Genomic DNA, 22842 nt, shown 5'->3' with positions numbered 1-22842 from the left:
CCATCCCCGCAAGCAAGGAGTCCCCGTGAAACTCCGCAGAAAGCTGTTGGTCGTCGCCGCTGTCGCCGCGGCCGGCCTCGGCACCGCCATCATCCCCATGACCAGCTCGAACGCGGCCGTCGCCTGTGTGGCCGCCTGGTCGTCGAGCGCCGTCTACGTCGGCGGCAACCAGGCCTCGCAGAACGGCCACAACTACACCGCCAAGTGGTGGACCCAGAACGAGTCCCCGGCCACGCACTCGGGCCAGTGGGACGTGTGGGCCGACAACGGCGCCTGTGGCGGCACCAACCCGACCACCCCGCCCACCACCGGCCCGACCACGAACCCGCCGAGCACCGGCACGAAGATGGCCGCGGCACCGTACGTCTACCCGGGCTGGGGCAACCCGCCCGCCCCGTCGACGGTCACCAGCGCCACCGGCATCAAGTCGTTCACGATGGCGTTCGTGCTCGCCAGCAACGGCTGCAACCCGGCCTGGGACGGCGAGGGCGGCCTGACCGGTGGCGTGCACGCCAGCTACATCTCGCAGATCAAGGCGGCCGGCGCGGACGTCGTCCCGTCGATCGGCGGCTGGAGCGGCAACAAGCTCGGCCCGAACTGCACGACCACGGCCGCGCTGGCCGGCGCGTACCAGAAGGTGATCGACGCCTTCGGCCTGAAGGCGATCGACATCGACATCGAGAACACGGACGAGTTCGAGAACACCGCCGTGCAGGACCGGGTCCTGGGCGCCCTGAAGATCATCAAGCAGAACAACCCGTCGGTGAAGACGATCGTCACCTTCGGCACCTCGACCACGGGCCCGACCTACTACGGCACGCGGCTGGTGCAGCAGGCCAAGGCGCTCGGCGCGAACATCGACATCTTCACCCAGATGCCGTTCGACTTCGGCGGCGGCTCGGACATGTACACCGCGACGGTCAACGCGTCCGAGGGTCTGAAGAACCTGCTCAAGACGACGTTCGGGTACACCGACGCGCAGGCGTACTCGCACATGGGCATCTCCGGCATGAACGGCCTCTCCGACCAGCAGGAGCTGACCTCGACCGACACCTGGACGCGGATCCGCGACTACGCCAAGGGCAAGGGCTTCGCCCGGTTCGCCTTCTGGGCGGTCAACCGTGACCGCGGCTGCGCCGGCGGCGGCGTCGTCTCCAACTGCTCCGGCATCGCGCAGGCCGACTGGGCCTTCACGAAGATCTCCGCGGGCTTCTAGGGCCAGGCTGCTAGTCCTTCTTCCCCAACGGGAGGCGCGCGGTCGCCCTACGGCGGCCGCGCGTCTTCTTTATGACCCACCAACCGACCGCGCCGACGAAGAACGCGCCGACCGCGTAATCGAACCAGTGACTGTATTTCTCCACGTCGCGCCAGCGCTCGCCGAGCAGGTAGCCGCCCATGACGAACAACGCGTTCCAGACGCCGCTGCCGATCGTCGTGAAAACCACGAATTGGCCGAGCGGCATGCGATTGGCGCCGGCCGGAATGGAGACCAGCGATCGTACGACCGGAGCACAGCGCCCGAAGAGCACCGCGCTCTTCTCGTGCTTCTCGAACCACCGGTCGGCCTTGTTCAGATCGCCGGCATCGACCAGCGGGATCCGGTCGAGCCATCGCCGCAGCCGCTCCTCGCCGAGCGCGTATCCCAGCCAGTAGAGGGCGAGCGCACCCACGACCGAGCCGGCGGTCGCCGCGACCAGCACCAGGACGAGGTTCACCCGGCCCCCGGCGGCGAGGTAGCCGGCCAGCGAGAGCACGATCTCGCTCGGGATCGGGGGCACCAGGTTCTCCAGCGCGACGAGCAGGCCCACGCCCACCTCGCCCAGCGCATCGATGACGGACGCCACCCACCCGGCCAGTCCCTGCAGCTCGCCCATCGTCAACTCTTACCCGGAAGAGTCGCGGTTTCACGTGCCGCCGAAGGTGGCAATTACCTGAGACATGAGTGACCGGTGGTACAAGAAAGCCGTTGTCTACTGTCTCGACATCGACACCTTCGCCGACGCCAACGGCGACGGGATCGGCGACATCCGCGGCCTCATCGGCCGGCTGGACTACCTGGCCCGGCTCGGGGTGACGTGCCTGTGGCTCAACCCGATCCACCCCTCGCCCGACCGGGACGACGGCTACGACGTGGCCGATTTCTACAACGTCGATCCTCGCTTCGGCACGCTCGGCGACTTCGCGGAGCTGCTGCACCAGGCGAACAGCCTGGGCATCAAGGTGGTCATCGACCTCGTGGTCAACCACACCTCGGACCAGCACCCGTGGTTCCAGTCCGCAAGATCGTCGCCGGACTCGCCGTACCGGAACTGGTATGTCTGGAGCGAAAGCGCTCCGGCGGACCGTCACCAGGGCATGGTCTTCCCCGGCGAACAGGGCGAGACGTGGAGCTACGACCGCACCGCGAAGGCCTGGTACTACCACCGGTTCTACAAGTTCCAGCCGGACCTCAACATCAAGAATCCGCAGGTGCGCGACGAGATCAAGAGGATCTGCGCGTTCTGGATCCAGCTGGGCGTCGCCGGGTTCCGGATGGACGCGGTGCCGTTCATCATCGAGGAGACCGAGCCCGGCAACCCGGACTCACCGAAGGACCTGGACTTCCTGACCGACCTGCGGCAGTACCTGCAATGGCGTCGCGGCGACGTGGTGCTGCTGGCCGAGGCGAACGTCGAGCCCGATCAGCTCGTGAAGTTCTTCGGCGACGCCGGCGGCTCGAACAGCCGGATCCACATGCTGTTCGACTTCATGCTCAACACGAAGCTCATGCTCGCCCTGGCCCGGCAAGACCCCGAGCCGATCATCGAGGCGCTGCGGGAGACCCCGAAGCTGCCGGCCGGCGGACAGTGGGCCACGTTCCTGCGCAACCACGACGAGGTCGACCTCTCCCGGCTCACCGCCGACCAGCGGGCGCAGGCCTTCGAGGTGTTCGGCCCTTCGCCGGAAATGCAGTTGTACGGTCGCGGCATCCGTCGCCGGCTCGCACCCATGCTCGGCAACGACCGCCGGTGGATCGAGCTCGCGTACTCGCTGCAGTTCAGCCTGCGTGGCACCCCGGTGCTGCGCTACGGCGAGGAGATCGGCATGGGTGACGACCTCGCGCTCGAGGGGCGCGACGCGATCCGTACCCCGATGCAGTGGTCCCACCTCGACCACGGCGGGTTCACCTCGGGCACCCCGGTGCGGCCGGTGATCGCCGAGGGCGAGTTCGGCTACCACCGGGTCAACGTGACCGAGCAGCGGCACGACCCGAAATCGCTGCTCTCCTGGTTCGAGCGCATGATCCGTACGCTCCGGGAGGCCCCCGAGATCGGGGCCGGAACCTGCACGCACATCGATGTGCCGGTGCCCGAGGGCGTCCTCGTCCATCGCGCCGACGATGTCACCGGTACTATGCTGTTTTTGCACAACCTGTGCACAAAGGATGCGGTCGTCGATCTCAGCTCCGTCTATTCCGAAGCCGAGTCCCCGAACGACGTGCTCGCCGACCGGGAATACCCCGACCTGGGCAAATTCGCCGAGGTCCCGGTCGCCGGCCATGGTTATCGGTGGATCCGGCTGCGGCGTTGCTCGTGAGCCGGGATACAGTCGGCCGTCGGTGTTGAGATCGTCCGGAGGCCGCAATGTCGCAGTCCGTTCCCACCCGCGTCGCCATCGTCACCGGTGCCGCCCGCGGCATCGGGGAAGCCACCGCCCGCAAGCTCGCCGCCGACGGCATGGCCGTCGCCGTGGTCGACCTCGACGAGGGTGCGTGCGCGAGCACCGTCACCGCGATCCACGACGCCGGCGGCACCGCGCTCGCCGTCGGCGCCGACGTCTCCGACCCGGTCCAGGTCGCGGCCGCCACCGAGAAGATCGTCGCCGAGCTGGGGGCGCCCACCGTGCTGGTCAACAACGCCGGCGTGCTTCGTGACAACCTGCTGTTCAAGATGACCGAGGACGACTGGGACACCGTGATGGCGGTCCACCTGCGCGGCTCGTTCCTGTTCAGCCGGGCGGTGCAGAAGCACATGGTCGACGCGGGCTGGGGCCGCATCGTCAGCCTCTCCAGCACCTCGGCGCTCGGCAACCGCGGCCAGGCCAACTACGCGGCGGCCAAGGCGGGCCTGCAGGGCTTCACCAAGACCCTCGCGATCGAGCTCGGCCGCTTCGGCATCACCGCCAACGCGGTCGCCCCCGGCTTCATCGTCACCGACATGACCGCCGCGACCGCCGCCCGAGTCGGTATGGATTTCGCCGATTTCGAGAAGGCTGCCGTGAGTCAGATTCCCGTCGGGCGCGCGGGACGTCCCGAAGACGTCGCGAACACCGTATCCTTCCTCGTCAGCGAGGGCGCCGGCTTCGTGTCCGGCCAGGTCATCTATGTGGCGGGCGGTCCTCGCGACTAGTTTGGGCTGGTTGTCGAGAGGCGCTACAAAGAAATGATGAACAGACGCATGAGCTCCCGCAGCGTCTCGCTGACCAGCAGCTTCCTCCTCCTGGCGGCGGGCGGCGCGGCGGCCTGCGACAGCGGCAACCAATATCACGACGAGGGCTTCTACTGCGCCGACGCGAACGGCGTGGTCGTCGACGAGGACTTCTGCGACGACAACCGGCACTACGGGTCGGGCATCGTTCCTTACTACATCTGGCACTCGTCGGGGTATGGGCGGGGCTACGCGGTCGGCTCCAGGCTCCCGGCCGGGGGCAGCAAGTTCGCGTACAACGACAAATCCGCGCGCTCGACGTACGGCCTGCCCGCCACCGGCAAGATCGGCAACGGCACGGTCAAGACCAGCGTGGTGGGCAAGGGCGGCAGCGGCAGCAAGTCCGGTTCGTCCGGCAAGTCCGGGAAGTCGGGGGGAAGCTGAGCACGTGCGCCGAGTTCCGTACGGTCCGGTCCGAGACGGGTGGAAGCTCACCAACTTCAGTCTCGGACTGACCTACAACGACACCGAGCTGCCCGACGGGACGATGATCTCGTACTGGCAGGAGGGTCCGTACTACGACTTCACGGCGGCCGAGATCGAGGAGCTCGAGGCGGCCACCGCGGTTTTGCATGCCATGTGCCTCGAGGCCGGCGACTGGATGGTCCAGCAATGCCCCCGGCGCACCGTCGAGGGCCGCAAACAGGGCTATTTCGCGTCGGTCTGCAACCCGTCGACCTGCTTCCTCGCCAAGATCGGCATCCCCGAGTTCGCGCACGAGCAGATCATCCGTACCTGGTTCGACGGCGACGCCGAGACCTGGACGCACTACGAAAAAGACCCCGACATGCGGCTGCCGATGCAGACGCCCGACTACTCGCCGAGCGTCTACGGCCGCTTCGACCTCTGGTACAACGGCGCCGGCACCACACCCAAGCTGCTCGAGTTCAACGCGCAGACGCCGACGGCGCTGGTCGAGAGCGCGGTCATCCAATGGCACTGGGTCGACCAGACCGGCGTCACGCAGCACCCGTGGCGCCAGTGGAACTCGATCCACGACCGCCTCGTCGGCTGGGAGGCGGCCGACGGCGAGCCCGCCAACCCCGGCGCCTGGCGTCGCAACATCAACAAGCTGCGCGAGGCCCGCACGTGGCTCCCGGAAAAGCCGAAGATCTTCTTCGCGTACGAGACGAGCGAGACCTCCGGCGAGGACCGGATGAACGTCGCCTACCTGATGTCCACCGCCGAGGAGGCGGGCTATCCGGTCGAGCTCATCGCGATGAGCCAGATCGGCTGGGACGTCGCCGGCGACCGGGTGGTGTTCGTACCTTCGCCGGGCGAGGAGCACAAGGCCCAGCCGATCGACGTCATCTTCATGCTGTATCCCTGGGAGTGGTTCTGGCACGAGGAGGGCGGCAAGGCCTTCTTCCGCAACATGGCCGACCCTTCGAAGCACGGCACGGTCTGGATCGAGCCGCCGTACAAGGCCGGTTTGCTGGGTAACAAAGCGCTTCTTCCGGTGCTGTGGAAGCTCTTCGGCGACGACCCCGAGCGCTCCAAGTTCCTGCTGCCGTCGTACTTCGCCGGCTCGTCCGGCGCCGCTTCGCTTTCGTCCTACGCCAAGAAGCCGGTGTGGGGCCGGGAGGGCGGTTCGGTCACGCTGGTGCGTGACGGCAAGACCATCACCGACAACCCCACCGAGTACGGCGCCGACGGGCTCTTCGTGGTGCAGGAGCTGTGCGAGCTCCCGTCCTTCGACGGCCTCGAAGGAACGGTCCACCCGGTCCTGGGCGCGTGGCTGATCGACGGCGAGCCGGCCGGCATGGGCATCCGCGAGGGTCTGGGAGTCGACGGCCTCGTCACCAAGAACCGCTGCTACTTCGTCCCCCACACCGTCGAGTCGGACGCCTGAACCGGCCGGCTGCGTCCCTCTCAGCGGGCTGCGCCCGTCTCAGCGGGCTGCGCCGTCTCAGCGGGCTGCGCCGTCTCAGCGGGCTGCGCCGTCTCAGCGGGCTGCGCTGTGGGCTGGGCTTTTCTGGCGGCGCGTCCGCAGGGCCAGCACGAGACCGACGATCGAGATGAGGGCGGCGATCGTCTCGGCCACCGCCGAGCCGACCTTCCCCGGCGCGTTCCAGGTGTTCTCGTAGAGGTTGGGGATCGGGCCGATCTGGCCCACGTTCACGTACGTGTACAGGGTCACCGCCACGGCCGCGCTCCCGGCGACCAGTAGCGAGATGATCCAGGTGAGCACGCGCGGCCAGATGAGCACCGCGAGCGCGACCACGATGGCTACGACGCCCTGGATCCGGAAGAGCGTGCCCTCGCTCATCACGGAGGACTTGAACTGGTCGTACTGCCCGGCGTCGTGCAGGTGGACGTAGGCGTCCACGCCGAGCAGCACCGCCGTCACCACGGCGAGCCCACGCTGCACCATGGTGGTATCGCGCCAGGCCACTCGGGAACCCGCGTGCATCACATGATCGGTCATCGGTCCGGTTCCTTTCGGAGCAGTTCTCACCTCGACTCTCATCCGAAAGATCCGGGCCGACATTGCTGCCAGCCGGAGAAATCGGGTACCTGCCAGCAGGTATCCGACCCACGGCTCACGCCTCTAGCCACCTCTTTGGGTGGGGGTCTGGTTTGAGCGGGCTGGCTGCCGCGGCCTCGGGGTGGTGTGGGTGCGGCCTGTTGCGGTGAAGCGTCGGCTGGGCGGGGCGCGCCATGGCCCGGGAGCCGTGCGTGGTCACTGCGACCTCGACCCGGATCGTCTAGTCGGTGCGGGGGCGGTGGCGCCAGACCCACCACAGGCCGATGAACGGCAGGATCAGCGGGACGTAGCCGTAGCCGCTGCCGTAGTGGGACCAGACCGTGTCGTCGGGGAAGGCGACCGCGTCGGTGATGCTCAGGGTGCCGACCACCAGGACGCCGACCAGTTCGATGGTGCAGCTGACCAGGGTCACGCGCCGGCCGCGCTCGCCGCCGATCGCGAGGCCCACCGTGGCGGCGATGTAGACCAGGCCGGCGAAGGCCGACAACAGGTAGGCCAGCGGGGCCTCGGAGAAGTGCGTGAAGACCTGCACCAGGCCGCGGGCGCTGGCCGAGAGGGCGCCCAGGGCGTAGATGAACAGCAGCACGCGGCCGAAGCCGGTGTTCAGCGCGGAGTCGGCGGGGCGGGTGCGCGCGGCCGGGGTGGGTGAGTCAGGCACCGGTGACCGACGCAATCTGCTGCAGCCGCAGCACCAGGACCGGCAGTACCAAGCAGGCGACGCCGAGGATCAGGTTGCCCCAGCGGGTCGGCTCCATCTTCGCGAGGTAGAGGGCGACCGGGGCGAACGCGATCGTGGTGATCAGGTAGCCCGCGAAGGTGGCCGTCTCGGACGGGCGGGAGCCGTCGAACAGACCGATGACCGCGACCACGACCAGGACGGCGACCAGCACGCCCAGCACGGCGGTGGCGATCAGCTCGGCGCGGCCGGGGGCCTTGTTGAGTGCGGCGCGCAGCAGGAACCACGCCGCCAGCACGAGGGCGACGACGATCGTCGCGACCGACAGGGGACCGTTCACCCGGCACAGCGTACTGATCGCTTTGCGCCTGATAGCTTGCGGACCATGCGCTTCGGATTGTTCGGCACGGGACCGTGGGCTCATCTGGCGCACGCGCCGGCGCTGACCGACCACCAGGACGTCGAGTTCGTGGGGGTCTGGGGGCGCAATCCGGACAAGGCGGCCGCTCTCGCGTCCGAGCACGGCGCGAAGGCGTACGCGAAGATCGAAGACCTCATCGGGGATGTCGACGCCGTCGCGATCGCCCTCCCGCCGGACGTGCAGGCGCCGATCGCCCTGCAGGCCGCGCGGGCCGGCCGGCACCTGCTGCTCGACAAGCCGGTGGCGTTCGAGCCCGCGGTGGCCGTGGAGATCGCCGCCGCGGTCGAGGAGCGCGGGCTGGCCTCGGTGGTCTTCTTCACCCGCCGGCTGGTGCCGGTGACCGGCGAGTTCCTCGCCGAGACCGTCGAGCTCGGCGGCTGGCGGGAAGCGCGCGTCGAGCACCTCGGCTCGATTTTCACGACCGGCAGCCCGTTCGGGGAGTCGCCGTGGCGCAAGGAGAAGGGCGGCCTCTGGGACGTCGGCCCGCATGCGCTCGCCCTCGTGCTGCCCGTGCTCGGCCCGGTGACCGAGGTGACCGCGATGGCCGGGCCGCACGACATGACCCACGCGCTGCTGCGCCACGCGAACGGCGCGATCACCACACTCACCCTCAGCGTGGACGGCGCGCCCGGCTCCGTACGGCAAGAGGCGATCTTCTTCGGCGAGTCGGAGCCGCGCCGGGCGCCGGACGCGCAGTGGCGGGCCGACCAGGCGTTCGGCCGGGCCATCGACCAGCTGATCGCGACGGCCGGCGGCGGGCCGAAGTCCGACGTCGACGTGCGGTTCGGCGCGGAGGTGACCGCCGTCCTGGCGGCCTGCCAGGAGGCGATCACCACCGGCCGGGTCGTCGCTATCGGCAGCGATAGATAACCGGCGCGAAGGGCTTGCTCGTGTCGGCCCGGCCGCTGATCGCGGTGCCGCCGATCACGTGCGCGTCGTCGCTGACCGCGTTGATCGAGATCGAGTCGAGGCCGGCCCGGCTGAGCTCGTCGAAATGCGGCAGCTTGAGCACCGCACGGCCCACGTAGACGGCCGGGTCGTCCTGGGAGACCGACATCATCCCGGTCCGGCCGCCCGGGTCGAGCTGAGCCGGCGACGTGTCTCTCGCCACCAGCTGCCACGTGTCGCTCGCCGGGTGGTACCGGTAGAGGCCGCCCGGGCTGTCGTTGATCGTCGTGCCGTAGACCCATCCGAAGGCAAACCCGTTCGGCATGAACTGCTTGCTGAGCGCGGTCGGGAACGGCTCGCCGCCCGGGCCGGTGGACGGCCTGCTGCCCGAGTCGGCGGGCGGAACGATCCGTCGGCCGGTGCCGTCGGTGAACCACAGGTATCCGCCGTAGCCGATCTCGCCCACGATCGTGCCGTCCTGGCTGATCCCCCAGACCCGGTGGATGTCCTTCCCGGGCGGCGCCGGCAGCACCTCGGGCTCCGCGTCGATCGACCGCCAGCGGACCGCAACGCTCCGGCCGCCGACCTTGATCGTGCCGGCGATGACTCCGTCGTCGTTGATGCCGACCGCCTCGGCCCCGTTCCCGCCCTTGAGCGGGATGAGCTTGCCGTTCTCGTACGCGTACGCGGGGTCCCGGCTGGAATTGGCCGCGCCGACCGCGACGCCCGAGGCGTTGACGTCCACCAGCGCGAACTCGCGGGCCGTCTTCGAGGGCGCCGGCACCTCGTCGACCAGCTTGCCGTCGTGCCAGACGAGCACCGAGTTGGCTTTGTCGGGCCCCGGGTCGGCGGTGCCGACGTGCCAGTGCCCGGTGTGGTCGCCGGCCATCATCTCGCCGCTGTGGTGGCCGCCGAGGTCGAGCCGCGACACGGTGCAGGAGGTCGGCATGGGCGGGTCGGGCGGCAGCGCCACCAGCGGTTTCCGGTGGTCCTGGGCGGCCGGCGCCAGCAGTATGCCGCCGGTGAGCAGGGCCGCGCCGGCCGCGGCGAGGAAGCCACCGCCGAACCACCAGCGGCGCCGGCGCATCCGTCCGCCCTGGAGCATGGCGCGGCCCACGTCGATCGCGGGCGGGCCGGACGGCTCGATCCTGAGCGGCGCGAGCAGGAGCGCGCCGTACTCGTCGTTCATCGTCGCCTCCGAGCCGTCGGTCCCGTAGTGGTCGTCGTTCATCGCGCACCCCCGTTGCGGACCGGCTCACCGAGGATCCTGCGGAGCGCGTTTAGGCCGTGCGAGGTCTGGCTCTTGACCGTGCCCTCCGAGCAGCCGAGGATCTCGGCCACCTCGGACACCGCGAGGTCGCAGAGGAAGCGCAGCACCAGGACGGCCTGCTGGCGCGGTGGCACCTTGGCGAGGGCGGCGCGCAGGACGGCGCGGTCCTCGGCGGCGCCCGCGACCGGCGCCGCGCGGTCCGGTGGCGAGCCGAGCAGGACCCGCCACCAGCCACGCCGCTTCTCGTCCAGGAAGGCGCGCACCATCATGGTGTGCACGTACGCGTCGACGTTCTCCACCGCCGAGATCCGCGGCCATCGCGCGTACAGCTTGGTGATCGTCTCTTGTACGAGGTCGTCGGCCTGATGCTCGTCGCCGCTCAGCAGGAACGCGATCCGCCGCAGCGCCGGTATCCGGCCGTTGACGTACGCGAGGTACGCCTCATCGGTTCCGCTTTCCATCCCCCGCCTCCGTCAATGGTCTTCCCAGTAGACGGCGACCGGGCGGAATGGGTTGTAGCCGAATCTCTAGGGAACGATCCGCTCGATCGTCGCGGCGCCGTCGCGCTCGATCTCCTTGCGGGCGCGCTCGATGTTCTCGGGCGTCGGGTCGCGGCCCTCGGCGACGGCCACGTCCTCGGGGTCCCACTGCTGGTCGGCGCCGGTACGCCAGGTCGGTTCCTCGCCGGGCGCAAGGAAGTCGGGGTTGTCCCGGTCAGCGCCGCCCCCGGTGATGAAGGCGTCCACGGCCACGTCGTCCTCGATCGCGTCCGCCACCTCCTCGGTCTCCTCGAGCGGCGGGCGAATCTCGTCAGTCATCTCATCCTCCACGGTTGGCCTCCTACATCTCATACCCCGTCGCGCCCACCGTGACCATGGGATGGAATCGGACGATCATGTCGTCGTCCGGTCAAACTGAGCGCTAACTGGACAGGGCCTGCGCGTTACGGATCGACGCTTAGTAGCGAGGCGAATACATTTTCGCTTGCACGTGTGAGGACAGTCGCTTGCCGAAGCGGTCTGTCCCGGCCGTGCGGGTGAGGGGGAGACGCGTGACGAGCCTGTCCGACGCGGAACGGGACGCATGTGATGTGATGCAGGCGCTGGCCGGCCTGGCCGCGCTGTTGCGCAGGCCGGCGGGCGATCTGCCCGGTCTGGACCCGTGCGATCCGGCGGCCGAGGAGGTGCGCCGCCTGCTGCAGGGCATCGCCGAGGACGCCGGCCTGGCATCCACCCGTGTGGTGGCCTATCTGCGCGAGCAGCGCGGGGCCGGCGACGGCGAGCTGGTCGCGGTGCCGCGCCGGCTCGGGCCGTGGCGCGAGTGGGCCCCGCCGAGGGGTCACCTGTTCGGGGCGGCTCCCGACGTGCGGCGGGCGAACGGCGTTCCCCAGCCGCGGCGCAGCGACCCCGGCGAGTGAGGGCCGGTCAGCCACACCGCCGTAGGGTGTCCGACGGCGGCTCGTCGAACCGGGCGCGGTAGGCCGACGCGAAGCGGCCGAGGTGCGCAAAGCCCCAGCGATGCGCCACCGCGGCCACTGTCACGTGCAACGGGTCGGCTCGGCGCAGTGTCTCGTGCGCCCGCAGCAGCCGCTCCTGTTGCAGGTACGCCATCGGTGTGCACCCCAGATGCCGCCGGAAGCCCTCCTGGAGCGACCGCACGCTCATCCCGGCGATCGTGGCCAGGTCGCCCACGGTGAACGGCTTCTCGGGCTCGTCGTGGATGGCGTCGACCGCCCGCCGGATGGCCCGCGGCGGGCCCGCGGTGGCCGGGCCGGTCAGCTCTTCGTGGTACCGGTGCGGGATGCTCAGCAGCAGGCCGCTCAGCACGCTGCTGCGCAACTGCTCGGCGATCAGCGGCTGATAGATCAGGCTTTCGGGGTACTCGAGCTCGTCACGCAGAAGGCGTACGAGCCGGCTCCAGCTGTGCCCGGGCCCGCCGGAGAGGTCGATGGCGGGCGGCAGGTCGATGGGTCCCTGGACCGGGCGGCCCAGCAGGCCGGCCAGCTCCTGCTCGAGCGCGTCCCGTTCGATCTTCACGGCGAGTTCGGCCGAGTTGGCGTCGTGCATCGTGTAGACCGGGTTTCCCGGTCCGAAGACGACGCCGGTGGACGGGCCGGCCACGACCTCGTGCCCGGCGTGCCGGGCCTGCATACGCCCGGTGGTGGGCATGCTCACGTGGTAGGCGTCCAGCTCGGCCACCACCAGGCTGACCGGGCCAGCGAAGCTGATTTGTCCGACCGTCAATGGTCCGAGTTGGATCACTTCGACTCCGAGGCCGAAGCTGTCCGCGCCCTCCGGCGTGCCGACTGCCACAGGATAGTAGAAACGATTTAGCACCGACCGAGCCTGATCGATATCTACGCTGCTGAAGTGGACGATGTCGGGCACTTCGGAGTACGTAGGGCCGGCCGTCAAGTAGAAGTCACCCATGCCGAAGCGAACTCCATCGCATACCGTGAGTATTCGGCCCCGATGCGTGGAACGTCAACGTTGCCGCCACGCGCTGACCGTTCCAGCACATTCAGGCCATATGAACTACTCTGGCGTTCCGCGCCTACGTGGCGTAACTTGCAGGCCAGCGGATTGTTGTAGGAACGCGGTGGGAGAAGCGGCGTGCAGGCGAGGCGCCCAGCGTCCGGCTCAGGCCATTTCGGCCGGTGCGCGCCTCCACGCGGTAGGGTTCGGCGTCGGCCCGCTCGACGCCAGGAAGAGGGCAGCCGTGTATCTGCCGATCACTACCCGCCAGTTGGCCGATGGCACCGTCGAGATCGCGCCCAGCGGAGAGATCGACCTGGACAACGCCCACGTGATGCGGGACGCCGTGAACGACGTCCTGACCAGCAGCACGCCGGGAAAGATCTGCCTCGACCTGCAACGGGTGATGCTGATCGACAGCATCGGGATCGGCATACTCGTCGCCTGCTTCCACACCGCGGCCGCGAGCGGCGTCAAGCTGGTGGTCAGCCACCCCAGCCCGACGGTCTACCGCCAGCTGTGGGTCTCGGGCCTGGTCGGCCTCCTCGGCTGCGCCGAGCCACCCCAGCCGCGTACGTCGGTGGGCCTGCGCCCGTCCTGAGCCGCGCCCCGCATCCTGGCTGAGTGCAGCCTGGTTGAATGCGGCCTGGTTGAGTGCGGCCTGGTTGAATGCGGCACGTGACCGTGCTGCGTTCCATCGCGCTGTTCGTGCTGGCCGCGATCGCCGAGATCGGCGGGGCCTGGCTGGTCTGGCAGGGTGTCCGGGAGCATCGTGGGCTGCTGTTCGCGGGGGCCGGGGTGCTCGCGCTCGGCGCGTACGGCTTCGTCGCGACCCTTCAGCCCGACCCGCATTTCGGCCGGATCCTCGCGGCCTACGGCGGGGTCTTCGTGGCGGGTTCACTCGTCTGGGGGATGCTCGTCGACCGATTCCGACCGGACCGGTACGACGTGATCGGGGCGGCGCTGTGCCTGGTGGGGGTGGCCGTCATCATGTACGCGCCGCGAGGCGCGTGACCAGGTCTCCCCGCGCCGACGGGAAACGGCGGGGGCGGCCGGGACGCCCGCAGGGCCGTGAGGGCCGGCGCGCGGCCGGCCCTCGTACCCCTCAATGCATTGCTGCTTCTTGGGCCCGGCGCTCTTCGCCGGAGAGCGTCGACAGCGGCTTCTCCTTGATGAACAGAACCGCAATGATCGCCAGGAAGGCGATGGGGGCGCCGACCAGGAAGAGGTCGGACGTGGCTTCGCCGTAGATGTCCTTGATCACCGACAGGACCTGCGGCGGCAGCGTGGACAGGTCGGGCACCTTGCCGTCGCCGGCCGAGGCCGCCGCGGCGCCGAACTTCTCGGCGAACAGCGAGGTCACGCGGTTGGACAGCACCGCGCCGAGCGCGCTCACGCCGATCGCGCCGCCCATGCTGCGGAAGAACGTCAGCGCCGAGGTTGCCGCGCCGAGCTCGGCGGCCGGCACGTCGTTCTGCGCGGCGAGCACCAGGTTCTGCATCAGCATGCCGACGCCGACGCCGAGCACCAGCATGTACGCCGACAGCGTCAGCACGCTGGTGTGTGCGTCGATCATGCTCAGCAGCAGCATGCCAACCGTCATCACGACGGCGCCCGCGACCAGGTACATCTTCCATCTGCCGAATTTCGTGATGAGCTGGCCGGCAATCGTCGAGGAGAGCAGCAGACCGAAAATCATCGGCAGGCTCATGAGGCCCGCGATCGTCGGAGACTTACCGAGAGCGACCTGGAAGTACTGCGACAGGAACACCGTGCCGCCGAACAGCGCCACGCCGACCAGCACGCTGGCCACGATGGTGAGGGTCACCGTGCGGCTGCGGAAGATGCGCAGCGGGATGATCGGCTCGGTGGCCTTGGACTCGGCCCACACCGCCAGTGCCAGCAGCGCCAGGCCGCCGATCACGAATGCCGCGGTCTGCCACGACGCCCAGGCGAAGTGCTGCCCGGCCAGCGTCGACCAGATCAGCAGCGCGCAGACGCCCGCGGTGATCAGCCCGGCGCCCAGCCAGTCGATCTTCACCTGGCGACGGATGGTCGGCAGGTGCAGCGTCCTCTGCAGCAGGGCGATCGCGGCCACCGAGAACGGCACGCCGATGAAGAAGCACCAGCGCCAGCCGAGCCAGTCGGTGTCGACCAGCACGCCGCCGATCAGCGGGCCGGCGATCGTCGCCACGCCGAAGACCGCGCCGAACATGCCGGAGTAGCGGCCCAGCTCGCGCGGCGGGATCATCGCGGCCATCACGATCATGGCGAGGGCGCTCATGCCACCCGCGCCGACGCCCTGTGCCACCCGGCTGACGATGAGGATCTCGACGTTCGGGGCGAAGCCGGCGATCAGCGAGCCGGCCACGAACAGCAGCAGCGAGAGCTGGATGAGCAGCTTCTTGCTGTAGAGGTCGGCGAGCTTGCCCCAGAGCGGGACGGTCGCGGTCATCGCGAGCAGCTCGGTGGTGACGATCCAGGTGTAGACGGACTGGCTGCCGCCGAGGTCGGCGATGATCCGGGGCAGGGCGTTCGAGACGATGGTCGAGGCGAGGATCGACACGAACATGCCGAGCATCAGGCCGGAGAGGGCCTGGATGACCTCGCGGGGGGTCATCCTCGCGGGTGATTCGGTCGCGGTCGCTTCGCCGAGGGTGGCTGTCAACTCTTCAGTCCGTTCCTTAGTAACGCAAAGGACTCATTCACATATTTGGACAAATGCTCGTTCGTTCCGGAGGTCGCCCAGCGCATCATCGCGGTCCGGAACGCCGCGCCGGTAAGGGCCGCGGTCAGCACCGGGAAGGTGTGATCTTTCGGGACGCCCACCCGTTCGGCGACGGCCGCCACGAACCGCTCCTCCTCGACGGCGCCGCGGGTGAACAGCACCGGCAGGAGCGCCGGGTTGTTCTTGATCACCCGCATTCGCAGCAGCCACAGCTCGCGCTCGGCCTGGATCTGCTCGATCGCCGGGTCGAAGACCTGCAGCACAGCGTCCACGATCGGCACCTCGGGGGGCTGCGCCAGGAGCCGCCGGCAGACCACCGGGCCCTCCATCACGGGATCGCCGAGGATGGCGTCGTCCTTGGTGGCGAAGTAGTTGAAGAACGTCCGCGACGAGACGTCGGCGGCCGCGCTGATCTCCTCGACGGTCACCCGGTCGAGGCCGCGCTCGTCCACCAGACGCAGCGCGGCGCTCATCAGCGCGGAACGGGTCTGTTGCTTCTTGCGGTCCCGGCGTCCGGGCTCCGGCTGGGTCTCGCCCACGGCCGCGAGGTTACGTGCAATCTTGCAGGCACTGCAAACTTTCATTGAGTGCAGTGACCTGCGTTACTGCGGCCCTGGCTAGGTTGGAGGTCGTGCGGCGCCTCGCGACACCCCTGCTCCTGGTTTACGTCCTGGGTGTCCTGGCCCTGACGCTTCCGCCCGATTTCTCGCCCGACCCCACCGACTACCTGGGCGAGACCGCCTGGACGCCGCTGCGGCTCGAGCCGTTCGAGGTGGACGCGCCGAGCTTCCTGCTCAACGTCGTCATGTTCGTGCCGTTCGGGGTGCTGCTGCCGGTCTGCCTGCCGCGGACCGGCACGTTCTGGCGGATGCTCGCGTGCTCGGTCGCGGCCAGCCTTAGCATCGAGATCGCCCAGCTGATCATCAACCTCACGCTCGACGGCCGGCGCACCGTCGACATCAACGACCTGGTCGCCAACGCCGTCGGCGGCCTGCTCGGGCTCGGGCTTCTGCGCCTCGCCCGCCCCGGTCAGCCGTCCCGCTGAGTGATCTTGATTTCCAGCCCATCGGGGGTACGGAGACGGAGCTGCTCGCCGAAGTCACGGTCGAACGCCACCTCGGCGATCGGGTAGCCGGCCCGATGCAGCCGTCGTTCCAGCTCGTCGAGCGGCATGGCGGCGCCGAAATGCAGCTCGACGCCGGGCGCCTCGGCGGCGATCAGGACGATCTGGACGACGCCGAGCTGGAGAAGGACCCAGCCGGAGTCGTGGCCGCCGTGGACCACCTCGGCGCCGAACTGCTCGTAGAACGGGATCGAGGCGGCGAGGTCGCGGACGCGGACGATCGGCCGCAACTCGAGGAGCATGCCCTGCACAACGAGTGATCTTTTGATCAGTCGTTGAGCTGAGCCCGCTGGATCTCGGTGAACGTGGCGGTGAGGAACGGGGGGACCGGGCGGGGGCCGAGCAGCTCGGCGGCCAGCAGGGCGGCGTGGCGGGCCAGCACGCCGGGCTTGGGCGGGGGCGTGTCGTCGTCTTCGGCGGTGACGCCGAGCGCGCCCGCCAGCAGCAGCAACACCACATGCGGGTCGACCTCGGGCTGCCACTGCGCGGCGGAGCGGACGCTGCGCTCGAGGACCGCGCGCACGGCCTCGCCGTCGATGCCGTCGGGATGCGTCTCTTCGAGCAACAGCCGCACCAGAGTGCCCAGCACCAGCCCGGTCTGCGCCTGATCGAGCCCGGCGAGGTCGTCGGCCGCGGCGGTCAGCGCCTCGTCGTCGCGGCGCTGGGCCGCGTCGACGGCGGCGGTCGTGGCGGCCGCGATCGGGCGGGCCGGGGGTGGGAGGTGCCGCCAGTTCTGGTCCATGCCGGTGACCCTAGCGAGGCCCTCCGACGTTTCCGGCCGCCGTGATCGGGGCCGGAAAATGTCGGCGGGTGCTGGCAGGCTGTCGGCATGAGCTCACCTCTCCGCGATGCCATCGCCGCCCGGGTCGGGCACGGCGAGTTCCCCGGTGTGGTCGTGCTGGTCGCCCGCGGCGACGACGTCACGGTCCACACCGTGGGCGTCACCCGGTTCGGCGGCGACGTCCCGATGCGGCGCGACACCCCGTTCCGTATCGCGTCGATGACCAAGCCGGTGATGGCGGCCGCCGCCCTCCGGCTCGCCGAAGACGACCACATCGACCTCGAAGAGCCGGTCGCCAAGCTGCTGCCCGAGCTCGCCGGCCAGCGGGTGCTGCGCCGCCCCGGCGGCCCGCTCGGCGACACGGTCGAGCCGGCCCGCCCGGTCACCGTCGAAGACCTGCTCACCTTCACGCTCGGCTTCGGCTTCGTTCTCGACGGCGACACGATCAACCCGCCCTATCCGATCGTCGAGGCCTGGCGCGAGCTGGGGCTGGCGCTCGCCGAGCCCGACCCGCGCACCCCGCACGGCCCCGACGAGTGGGTCCGGCGCTTCGGCTCGCTCCCGCTGATCCACCAGCCCGGCGAGAGCTGGATGTACAACGCCGGCACGTTCATCCTCGGCGCGTTGCTGGCCCGCGCCGACGATCGCCCGCTCGCCGAGGTTCTCCACGACCGCGTGTTCGCCCCGCTCGGCATGACGCAGACCGGCTTCTGGCTGCCTTTCGACCGCGCGGCCGAGCTGCCCGCCTACTACATGACCGACCCCGGGACGGGGGTGCTGGGCGAGCGCACCGACACCGGCCCCGAGGTCTGGAGCCGGCCGCCCGCGTTCCCGTCCGGGTCGGGCGGGCTCGTGTCGACGGCCGACGACTTCCTGGCCTTCGCCCGCATGCTGCTCGAGGGCGGGGTGCACGGCGGCACCCGGCTGCTGTCGGCGCAGTCGGTGGCGTCGATGACCCGCAACCACCTGACGCCCGCCCAGATCGAGAGCGGCGGCTTCCTGCTCGGTGGCAGCGGGTGGGGCTACGGCATGGCGGTGACCGTGGCCGACGACGAGGTGTCGAAGGCCGGACGCTACGGGTGGGCCGGCGGTTACGGGACGAGCTGGTTCAACGACCCCAACGAAGGGCTCATCTCGATCGTCCTGAGCCAGGTGACCGACCTGCTGTGGAACGGGGCGCTGACGGAGTTCAACCGCCTGGCGTATCGTGATCCAGACCCTGGGGAGGGCGCGCGATGAGCAGTCTCGACGCGGTGACGGCGTGGATGGACAACTATCGCAAGGCGTGGGAGTCGAATGATCCGCATGACATCGCCGACCTTTTCGCCGAGGACGCCGCGTATTTCACCGAGCCGTTCGCGAAACCGTGGGTGGGGCGCGACGCCATTGTCACGGGCTGGCTGGCGCACCGCGACAAGCCGGGCACCACGTCGTTCGAATGGCATCCGTTGATCGTCACCGAAGACCTCGCGGTCATCGAGGCCACGACGCGATATCCGAAGAAGACGTTCAGCAACCTGTGGGTCCTCCGGCTCGACAATCTCGGCCAGGCCCGGCAGTTCACCGAGTGGTGGATGCAGCACCCGGCATGAGCCTCCGTCAGCGCTCGGCGGCGGCTACCGGCAGGGTCAGGGTCGTGGCACGGCAGTCGATCGTGTGGGCCGAGGGGCGCAGCACGTGACCATCGACCGGTGCGCCGGGCATGCCGAGGTTGCGGGCGAAACGCGGGAACGCGCCGCCCGAGATCTGCAGGCGCAGGCGGTGGCCGGCCCGCAGGCGGTGGAAGCACGGGTCGAGCGTGAGGGTGAGGTGCTGGGTCTCGCCGGCCGGCGTCTCCGGGCCGAGGCGGAGCATCGCGTCGCTGAAGTTGCGGGAGCGGCCGTGGTCGTCCACGTCGCAGAGGCGGACGAAGACGTCGGCGTGGGGTGGGTCCACGGCGATCGCCAGGGCCAGGGCCGGGCGGCCGGCCACGTCGACCGCGGTGGGCAGCGGGTCGGTCGTGAACGTGACCACGTCGGGGCGGGCTTCGAGGGGGCGGTTGTCCTTGACGCCCATCGTGCCGGTCAGGGTGCGGCCGCCGAGCGCCGGCGTGGGGTGGGCCGGGTCGTAGCGGAAGCCGACGGTTTCGCCGGGGGAGGCGTCGGTGGCGGTGGTCAGGGTTCGGTCGGCGTGGGGCTGGAACACCACCGGCGTCGTGGTGGGAGGCCACGACGCGAGGTTGTGCCAGCGGGACTCGCCCGTGCGATGAAGCCGGACGGGTGACTTGCGCGCCGCGGGCTCGCCGGCCATGTGCTCGTCCAGCCAGGCCAGGGTCTCGCGGACCGCGATGCCGACGCCGCGGGTGCCGACGTCCAGGTGGGTCCACGGGCCGACGGTCAAGCCGACCTCGACACCCCGGCGCTGCAGGGTCTCGTACTGCTGCAGCGTCTGATCGAGGAACAGATCCTGCCAGCCGCTGATCAGCAGGATCGGCGCGGTGACGCGTTCCAGCGCCTCGCCGGCCCGGTACGGCTCCCACCACGGGTCCTCCTCCGCGGGATGGGACAACCACTCCCGGTACCAGGGCGCCCGGCCGCGCAGCACCGGATCGGCGGCGGTGGGCAGCGGGAGACCCTCCAGGGCGGGCCTCAGCCGGCGCGGGGCGGTCGCCGCGTTCAGCAGTCGGCGCAGGTAGCCGCCGTCCTCCTGATGGGCGACCTGGTCGCTCCACCCCAGGAAGTCGCCGAGCGTGAACGAACCCGTCCCGTACACCGCCGTCCGGAAATCGTGCGGGCCGACGATCACGACGGCGGCACGCAGCTCCGGCGGTGGCGAGATCAGCGAGCTCCACTGTGTCCACCCGACGTAGGACGCGCCGAGGGTGGCCAGGCGGCCGTCGAACCAGGGTTGCTCACGCAGCCACGCGACGGTGTCGGGGCCGTCGAGCGTCTCCTGTGCCATCGGGCGGAACGTCCCGCCGGAGCCGAATGTCCCCCGGACGCTCTGGATCACCACGTGGTAGCCGCGCGCAGCGAAGACCCGGCCGTTGAGCAACGACATCGGCAGGCCGCGGCCGTACGGCGTGCGGACGAGGATCGTGCCCCGGGGCGTACGCGACAAGGGTTTGAAGTGATCGCCCAGCAGCAAGACGCCGTCGCGCATCGGGGTGCGCACCGGCGAGACCGTGTAGTCGTTGCGTGCCGCCGGCAGGCCCAGCGACCGACTGAGGAAAGCCTCGCCAAGCATCCGCGCCCCTTGTCCTTGATCAATTCTGGAAACCGCTCGAAACGGTAAGTGGATCACGGCAAGAATTGAAATGTGAATGGCATTCGAGTGGTTCGCGATGTGCGATTTTGCGGCCGGACGGGCACACTGCCACGGTGGAGGTTCGGCAGACGCTCGGCGGCCGCTACAAATTGCTGGACGAACTCGGCAGTGGTGGCATGGCGGTGGTGTGGCGCGCCCGGGACGAGGTGCTCGGGCGGCCGGTCGCTGTCAAACTCCTCGCCGGACGGTACTCCGGCGATCCCCAGTCGCGCGCCCGCATCCGCGACGAGGCGCGCGCGGCCGCGACGCTGTCCCACCCGAACATCGCGCAGGTCTACGACTACGGCGAGGCCACCGGCACGGGCACGCCCTACGTGGTGATGGAGCTGGTCAACGGCCCGACCCTCCAGCAGCGCGTCGCGGGCGGCAAGCTGCCGCCGCGCACGGTCTTCCGCATCTGCGGCGAGGTGGCCGCCGCGCTGGCCGCCGCACACGCGCGCGGCCTGGTGCATCGCGACATCAAGATGGCCAACATCATGGTCACGCCGGCGGGCGCCAAGGTCGTGGATTTCGGCATCGCGGCCGCCGCGGGCCCGGCGTCGCCGGAAGAGATGCTGGTGGGAACGCCCGCCTACCTGGCGCCCGAGCGCCTGACCGGCGACCTGATCGTGCCGGCCTCCGACGTGTACGCCCTGGGCGTTCTGCTCTACCGGCTGCTCGCCGACGAGTCGCCGTGGTCGGTGGAGAGCACGACCCAGATGTTGCGTGCCCACATCTACCAGGATCCGTCGCCGCTGCCGCCGGTGCCGGGCGTGTCGCCGGCGGTGCGCGAACTGATCGACCGCTGCCTCGGCAAGGATCCCGATTCCCGCCCGAGCGCGAGCGAGGTGTCGTCGACGCTGGCCGACGCGGCCGAGGCCGCGATCTTTTCCGATTCCGTACGAGGGGGAGCGGGCGCCCCGCGAATCCCCTCACCCGCCGACGACCGGGCCGACGACCTCGACGCCGAGACGTCGGTGCGGTCGCGCCCCGCGAGCGGAGCGGCCGGTGGACGTGCGGACCGGGCCGAGCCGGACGCCGGCAGGCGCGGGCCGGCCGGCGGGGCGCCGGGTGTGGGCGGCGGGGCGCTGGGTGTGGGCGGCGGGGCGCTGGGTGCGGGCGGCGGGGCGCCGGGTGTGGGCGGTGGCGCGCCGGGTGCGGGCGGCGGCGCGCTGGGTGCGGGCGGTGGGGCGCCGGGTGTGGGCGGCGGCGAGCTGGGTGCGGGCGGTGGCGCGCTGGGTGCGGGCCGAGGGGCATCGGGTGTTGGCGGTGAGGTGTCGGGTGAAGGCGGCGGCGGGACGGCGACCGCGGGACGGCGGGGCGTCAACGCCGGACCGGATCTTTCCGGGGCCGCGGGGAGCGCGCGCGAGGCCGATCGCGGCGCCAACGCCGGCCCGGGGGCGGCCGATCCCGGTGGCGCGGCGGCCGGGCCCGGAATCGGTGGACGCCGGAATGCCGGGCAGACGGCCGGGGCGGCGCGAAGCTCGGGGAACCTGCGGGTGGGGTCGCTCGACGGGACGGCGCCCGGCGCCCGGTGGGACTCCCCGGACCGGTGGGGACGCGGGGGCGGTGCTCTCGGCGTACGCAATGGGGAGGATGACCACGACGAAGCCGGCGGACTGTCGCGGCTTCTCGGGGAGCGGCGGCGGGTGCTGATGATCGGCGCCATCCTGGCGATCGTGATCACGGCGCTGATCGGGATGGCGCTGGGGGGACCGTCGCGAAGGGGCGGTTCGGCGCCGACCGCCGCCGACACCGCATCTGTCGCACCCAGCGTGAGCAGTGGATTGGGGGCGCCCGCGGTGAGTAACGGCAGCGGCGTCACCCAAGCGACCGCCACCGACGTGCCCGTGCGTCCGCCGGTGGCCTCCGAGCCGAGCGTCTCGGTGAGCACGGGAAGCGCCGCGGCCGGATCTACGCCCGGCGCCGGCGGCAACCCGAGCGCGGAACCGAGCCCGTCCGCGATCAACTCGGCCGCGCCACAGGGCAAGCGGCTCGACTCGCCCGGGGGCTTCGCGTTCGCAACCTGCGGCGCGGGCAAGGCCACGCTGACCTACTGGGAGGCGAAACCGGGCTTCACGGTGGAGAAGGTCGAGCCGGGCCCGGCGCTCACCGCCTCGGTCGCCTTCCAGGGCACGCCGGCCCGGTACCGCATGACCATCACCTGCGTTGCCGGCACGCCCACGCCGGTGGTCCTGCCGCTGTGAGCTGCGAGGCCCAGTGAGCTGCGAGACCCGGTGAG

At 70.2% G+C, this 22842-nt stretch carries 26 protein-coding genes; 13 read left to right on the top strand and 13 right to left on the bottom strand.

The genetic code is table 11. The annotated features are described in order from the left end of the window. Positions 1-25 precede the first annotated feature (25 nt). Positions 26-1216 carry a carbohydrate-binding protein gene (locus ACIA5D_RS03185; protein ID WP_396028162.1) on the top strand — a complete coding sequence of 397 codons (1191 nt, stop codon included), beginning with the start codon at positions 26-28 and terminating at the stop codon, positions 1214-1216. 10 nt (positions 1217-1226) lie between these two features. On the opposite strand, the gene ACIA5D_RS03180 is transcribed toward ACIA5D_RS03185, so the two are convergent. Continuing rightward, a complete protein-coding gene (locus ACIA5D_RS03180) occupies positions 1227-1874 on the bottom strand; it encodes a DedA family protein (RefSeq protein ID WP_396028161.1) in 648 nt (215 codons plus the stop codon). A 64-nt stretch (positions 1875-1938) separates the two neighbouring features. Here ACIA5D_RS03180 and ACIA5D_RS03175 point away from each other — a divergent pair, with 64 nt between their 5' ends. Genes ACIA5D_RS03175 through ACIA5D_RS03160 form a run of 4 tightly spaced genes read left to right on the top strand, consistent with a single transcriptional unit; the run spans position 1939 to position 6318 of the window. Then, positions 1939-3576, top strand: a complete 1638-nt coding sequence (locus tag ACIA5D_RS03175; protein ID WP_396028160.1) for an alpha-amylase family protein — start codon at positions 1939-1941, stop codon at positions 3574-3576. 47 nt (positions 3577-3623) lie between these two features. Beyond that, complete coding sequence (gene fabG / locus ACIA5D_RS03170; RefSeq protein WP_396028159.1) at positions 3624-4388, top strand: 3-oxoacyl-ACP reductase FabG; 765 nt, start codon at positions 3624-3626, stop codon at positions 4386-4388. A gap of 36 nt (positions 4389-4424) precedes the next feature. Then, complete coding sequence (locus ACIA5D_RS03165) at positions 4425-4850, top strand: hypothetical protein (protein WP_396028158.1); 426 nt, start codon at positions 4425-4427, stop codon at positions 4848-4850. A 4-nt stretch (positions 4851-4854) separates the two neighbouring features. Then, positions 4855-6318 (top strand): glutathionylspermidine synthase family protein, encoded by a 1464-nt coding sequence (locus tag ACIA5D_RS03160; RefSeq protein WP_396028157.1) that lies wholly within the window; start codon positions 4855-4857, stop codon positions 6316-6318. 93 nt (positions 6319-6411) lie between these two features. Here ACIA5D_RS03160 and ACIA5D_RS03155 read toward each other — a convergent pair whose 3' ends face one another. The 3 genes from ACIA5D_RS03155 to ACIA5D_RS03145 all read right to left on the bottom strand — a co-directional run bounded on the left by ACIA5D_RS03155 (position 6412) and on the right by ACIA5D_RS03145 (position 7970). After that, entirely contained in the window at positions 6412-6894 is a 483-nt protein-coding gene (locus ACIA5D_RS03155) for a hypothetical protein (RefSeq protein ID WP_396028156.1), read from the bottom strand. Positions 6895-7174: 280 nt separating this feature from the next. After that, positions 7175-7612: a hypothetical protein gene (locus ACIA5D_RS03150; RefSeq protein WP_396028155.1), complete on the bottom strand. Its 438-nt coding sequence runs from the start codon at positions 7610-7612 to the stop codon at positions 7175-7177. After that, the gene (locus ACIA5D_RS03145) at positions 7605-7970 is read right to left on the bottom strand and encodes a hypothetical protein (protein WP_396028154.1); all 366 of its coding nucleotides are present in this window, start codon (positions 7968-7970) and stop codon (positions 7605-7607) included. The genes ACIA5D_RS03150 and ACIA5D_RS03145 overlap by 8 nt, the downstream gene beginning before the upstream one ends. 45 nt (positions 7971-8015) lie before the next feature. On the opposite strand from ACIA5D_RS03145, the gene ACIA5D_RS03140 reads away from it, so the two are divergent. Further along, positions 8016-8921 carry a Gfo/Idh/MocA family protein gene (locus ACIA5D_RS03140; protein WP_396028153.1) on the top strand — a complete coding sequence of 302 codons (906 nt, stop codon included), beginning with the start codon at positions 8016-8018 and terminating at the stop codon, positions 8919-8921. Here the strand turns inward: ACIA5D_RS03140 and ACIA5D_RS03135 are convergent. The 3 genes from ACIA5D_RS03135 to ACIA5D_RS03125 all read right to left on the bottom strand — a co-directional run bounded on the left by ACIA5D_RS03135 (position 8902) and on the right by ACIA5D_RS03125 (position 11027). Beyond that, positions 8902-10170 carry a hypothetical protein gene (locus ACIA5D_RS03135; protein ID WP_396028152.1) on the bottom strand — a complete coding sequence of 423 codons (1269 nt, stop codon included), beginning with the start codon at positions 10168-10170 and terminating at the stop codon, positions 8902-8904. The genes ACIA5D_RS03140 and ACIA5D_RS03135 overlap by 20 nt on opposite strands. Next, positions 10167-10670 carry a SigE family RNA polymerase sigma factor gene (locus tag ACIA5D_RS03130; protein WP_396028150.1) on the bottom strand — a complete coding sequence of 168 codons (504 nt, stop codon included), beginning with the start codon at positions 10668-10670 and terminating at the stop codon, positions 10167-10169. The genes ACIA5D_RS03135 and ACIA5D_RS03130 overlap by 4 nt, the downstream gene beginning before the upstream one ends. A gap of 66 nt (positions 10671-10736) precedes the next feature. Beyond that, positions 10737-11027, bottom strand: coding sequence for a hypothetical protein (locus tag ACIA5D_RS03125; RefSeq protein ID WP_396028149.1), 291 nt, complete (start codon positions 11025-11027; stop codon positions 10737-10739). A gap of 233 nt (positions 11028-11260) precedes the next feature. On the opposite strand from ACIA5D_RS03125, the gene ACIA5D_RS03120 reads away from it, so the two are divergent. After that, entirely contained in the window at positions 11261-11626 is a 366-nt protein-coding gene (locus ACIA5D_RS03120; RefSeq protein ID WP_396028148.1) for a hypothetical protein, read from the top strand. A gap of 7 nt (positions 11627-11633) precedes the next feature. On the opposite strand, the gene ACIA5D_RS03115 is transcribed toward ACIA5D_RS03120, so the two are convergent. Beyond that, positions 11634-12638, bottom strand: a complete 1005-nt coding sequence (locus ACIA5D_RS03115) for an AraC family transcriptional regulator (protein ID WP_396028147.1) — start codon at positions 12636-12638, stop codon at positions 11634-11636. 289 nt (positions 12639-12927) lie between these two features. On the opposite strand from ACIA5D_RS03115, the gene ACIA5D_RS03110 reads away from it, so the two are divergent. Both ACIA5D_RS03110 and ACIA5D_RS03105 read left to right on the top strand, forming a co-directional pair. Further along, the gene (locus ACIA5D_RS03110) at positions 12928-13284 is read left to right on the top strand and encodes an STAS domain-containing protein (protein ID WP_396028146.1); all 357 of its coding nucleotides are present in this window, start codon (positions 12928-12930) and stop codon (positions 13282-13284) included. A 77-nt stretch (positions 13285-13361) separates the two neighbouring features. Further along, positions 13362-13697, top strand: a complete 336-nt coding sequence (locus ACIA5D_RS03105; protein WP_396028145.1) for a YnfA family protein — start codon at positions 13362-13364, stop codon at positions 13695-13697. A gap of 91 nt (positions 13698-13788) precedes the next feature. Here the strand turns inward: ACIA5D_RS03105 and ACIA5D_RS03100 are convergent, their stop codons facing one another. Both ACIA5D_RS03100 and ACIA5D_RS03095 read right to left on the bottom strand, forming a co-directional pair. After that, positions 13789-15303, bottom strand: a complete 1515-nt coding sequence (locus ACIA5D_RS03100) for an MDR family MFS transporter (RefSeq protein ID WP_396028144.1) — start codon at positions 15301-15303, stop codon at positions 13789-13791. A gap of 44 nt (positions 15304-15347) precedes the next feature. Further along, entirely contained in the window at positions 15348-15950 is a 603-nt protein-coding gene (locus ACIA5D_RS03095) for a TetR/AcrR family transcriptional regulator (protein WP_396028143.1), read from the bottom strand. A gap of 92 nt (positions 15951-16042) precedes the next feature. Here ACIA5D_RS03095 and ACIA5D_RS03090 point away from each other — a divergent pair, with 92 nt between their 5' ends. Then, a complete protein-coding gene (locus tag ACIA5D_RS03090) occupies positions 16043-16456 on the top strand; it encodes a VanZ family protein (protein WP_396028142.1) in 414 nt (137 codons plus the stop codon). Here ACIA5D_RS03090 and ACIA5D_RS03085 read toward each other — a convergent pair. Together ACIA5D_RS03085 and ACIA5D_RS03080 are read right to left on the bottom strand one after the other, a co-directional pair. Next, entirely contained in the window at positions 16441-16776 is a 336-nt protein-coding gene (locus ACIA5D_RS03085) for a hypothetical protein (RefSeq protein WP_396028141.1), read from the bottom strand. The genes ACIA5D_RS03090 and ACIA5D_RS03085 overlap by 16 nt on opposite strands. A gap of 26 nt (positions 16777-16802) precedes the next feature. Then, on the bottom strand, positions 16803-17276 hold the full coding sequence (locus ACIA5D_RS03080) for a hypothetical protein (RefSeq protein WP_396028140.1): 474 nt from the start codon (positions 17274-17276) through the stop codon (positions 16803-16805). 87 nt (positions 17277-17363) lie between these two features. Here ACIA5D_RS03080 and ACIA5D_RS03075 point away from each other — a divergent pair, with 87 nt between their 5' ends. Further along, positions 17364-18554, top strand: coding sequence for a serine hydrolase domain-containing protein (locus tag ACIA5D_RS03075; RefSeq protein WP_396028139.1), 1191 nt, complete (start codon positions 17364-17366; stop codon positions 18552-18554). Then, positions 18551-18907, top strand: coding sequence for a YybH family protein (locus ACIA5D_RS03070; RefSeq protein ID WP_396028138.1), 357 nt, complete (start codon positions 18551-18553; stop codon positions 18905-18907). The genes ACIA5D_RS03075 and ACIA5D_RS03070 overlap by 4 nt, the downstream gene beginning before the upstream one ends. A 7-nt stretch (positions 18908-18914) precedes the next feature. Here the strand turns inward: ACIA5D_RS03070 and ACIA5D_RS03065 are convergent, their stop codons facing one another. After that, on the bottom strand, positions 18915-20540 hold the full coding sequence (locus ACIA5D_RS03065) for a CocE/NonD family hydrolase (protein ID WP_396028137.1): 1626 nt from the start codon (positions 20538-20540) through the stop codon (positions 18915-18917). 134 nt (positions 20541-20674) lie between these two features. On the opposite strand from ACIA5D_RS03065, the gene ACIA5D_RS03060 reads away from it, so the two are divergent. Then, positions 20675-22807: a serine/threonine-protein kinase gene (locus ACIA5D_RS03060; protein ID WP_396028136.1), complete on the top strand. Its 2133-nt coding sequence runs from the start codon at positions 20675-20677 to the stop codon at positions 22805-22807. Positions 22808-22842 lie beyond the last annotated feature (35 nt).

Source organism: Actinoplanes sp. NPDC051513, from assembly GCF_044454685.1.
GTDB lineage: Bacteria > Actinomycetota > Actinomycetes > Mycobacteriales > Micromonosporaceae > Actinoplanes.
The sequence above is the reverse complement of the archived record's forward strand: the minus strand, read 5'-3'. Positions and strand labels throughout refer to the sequence as shown.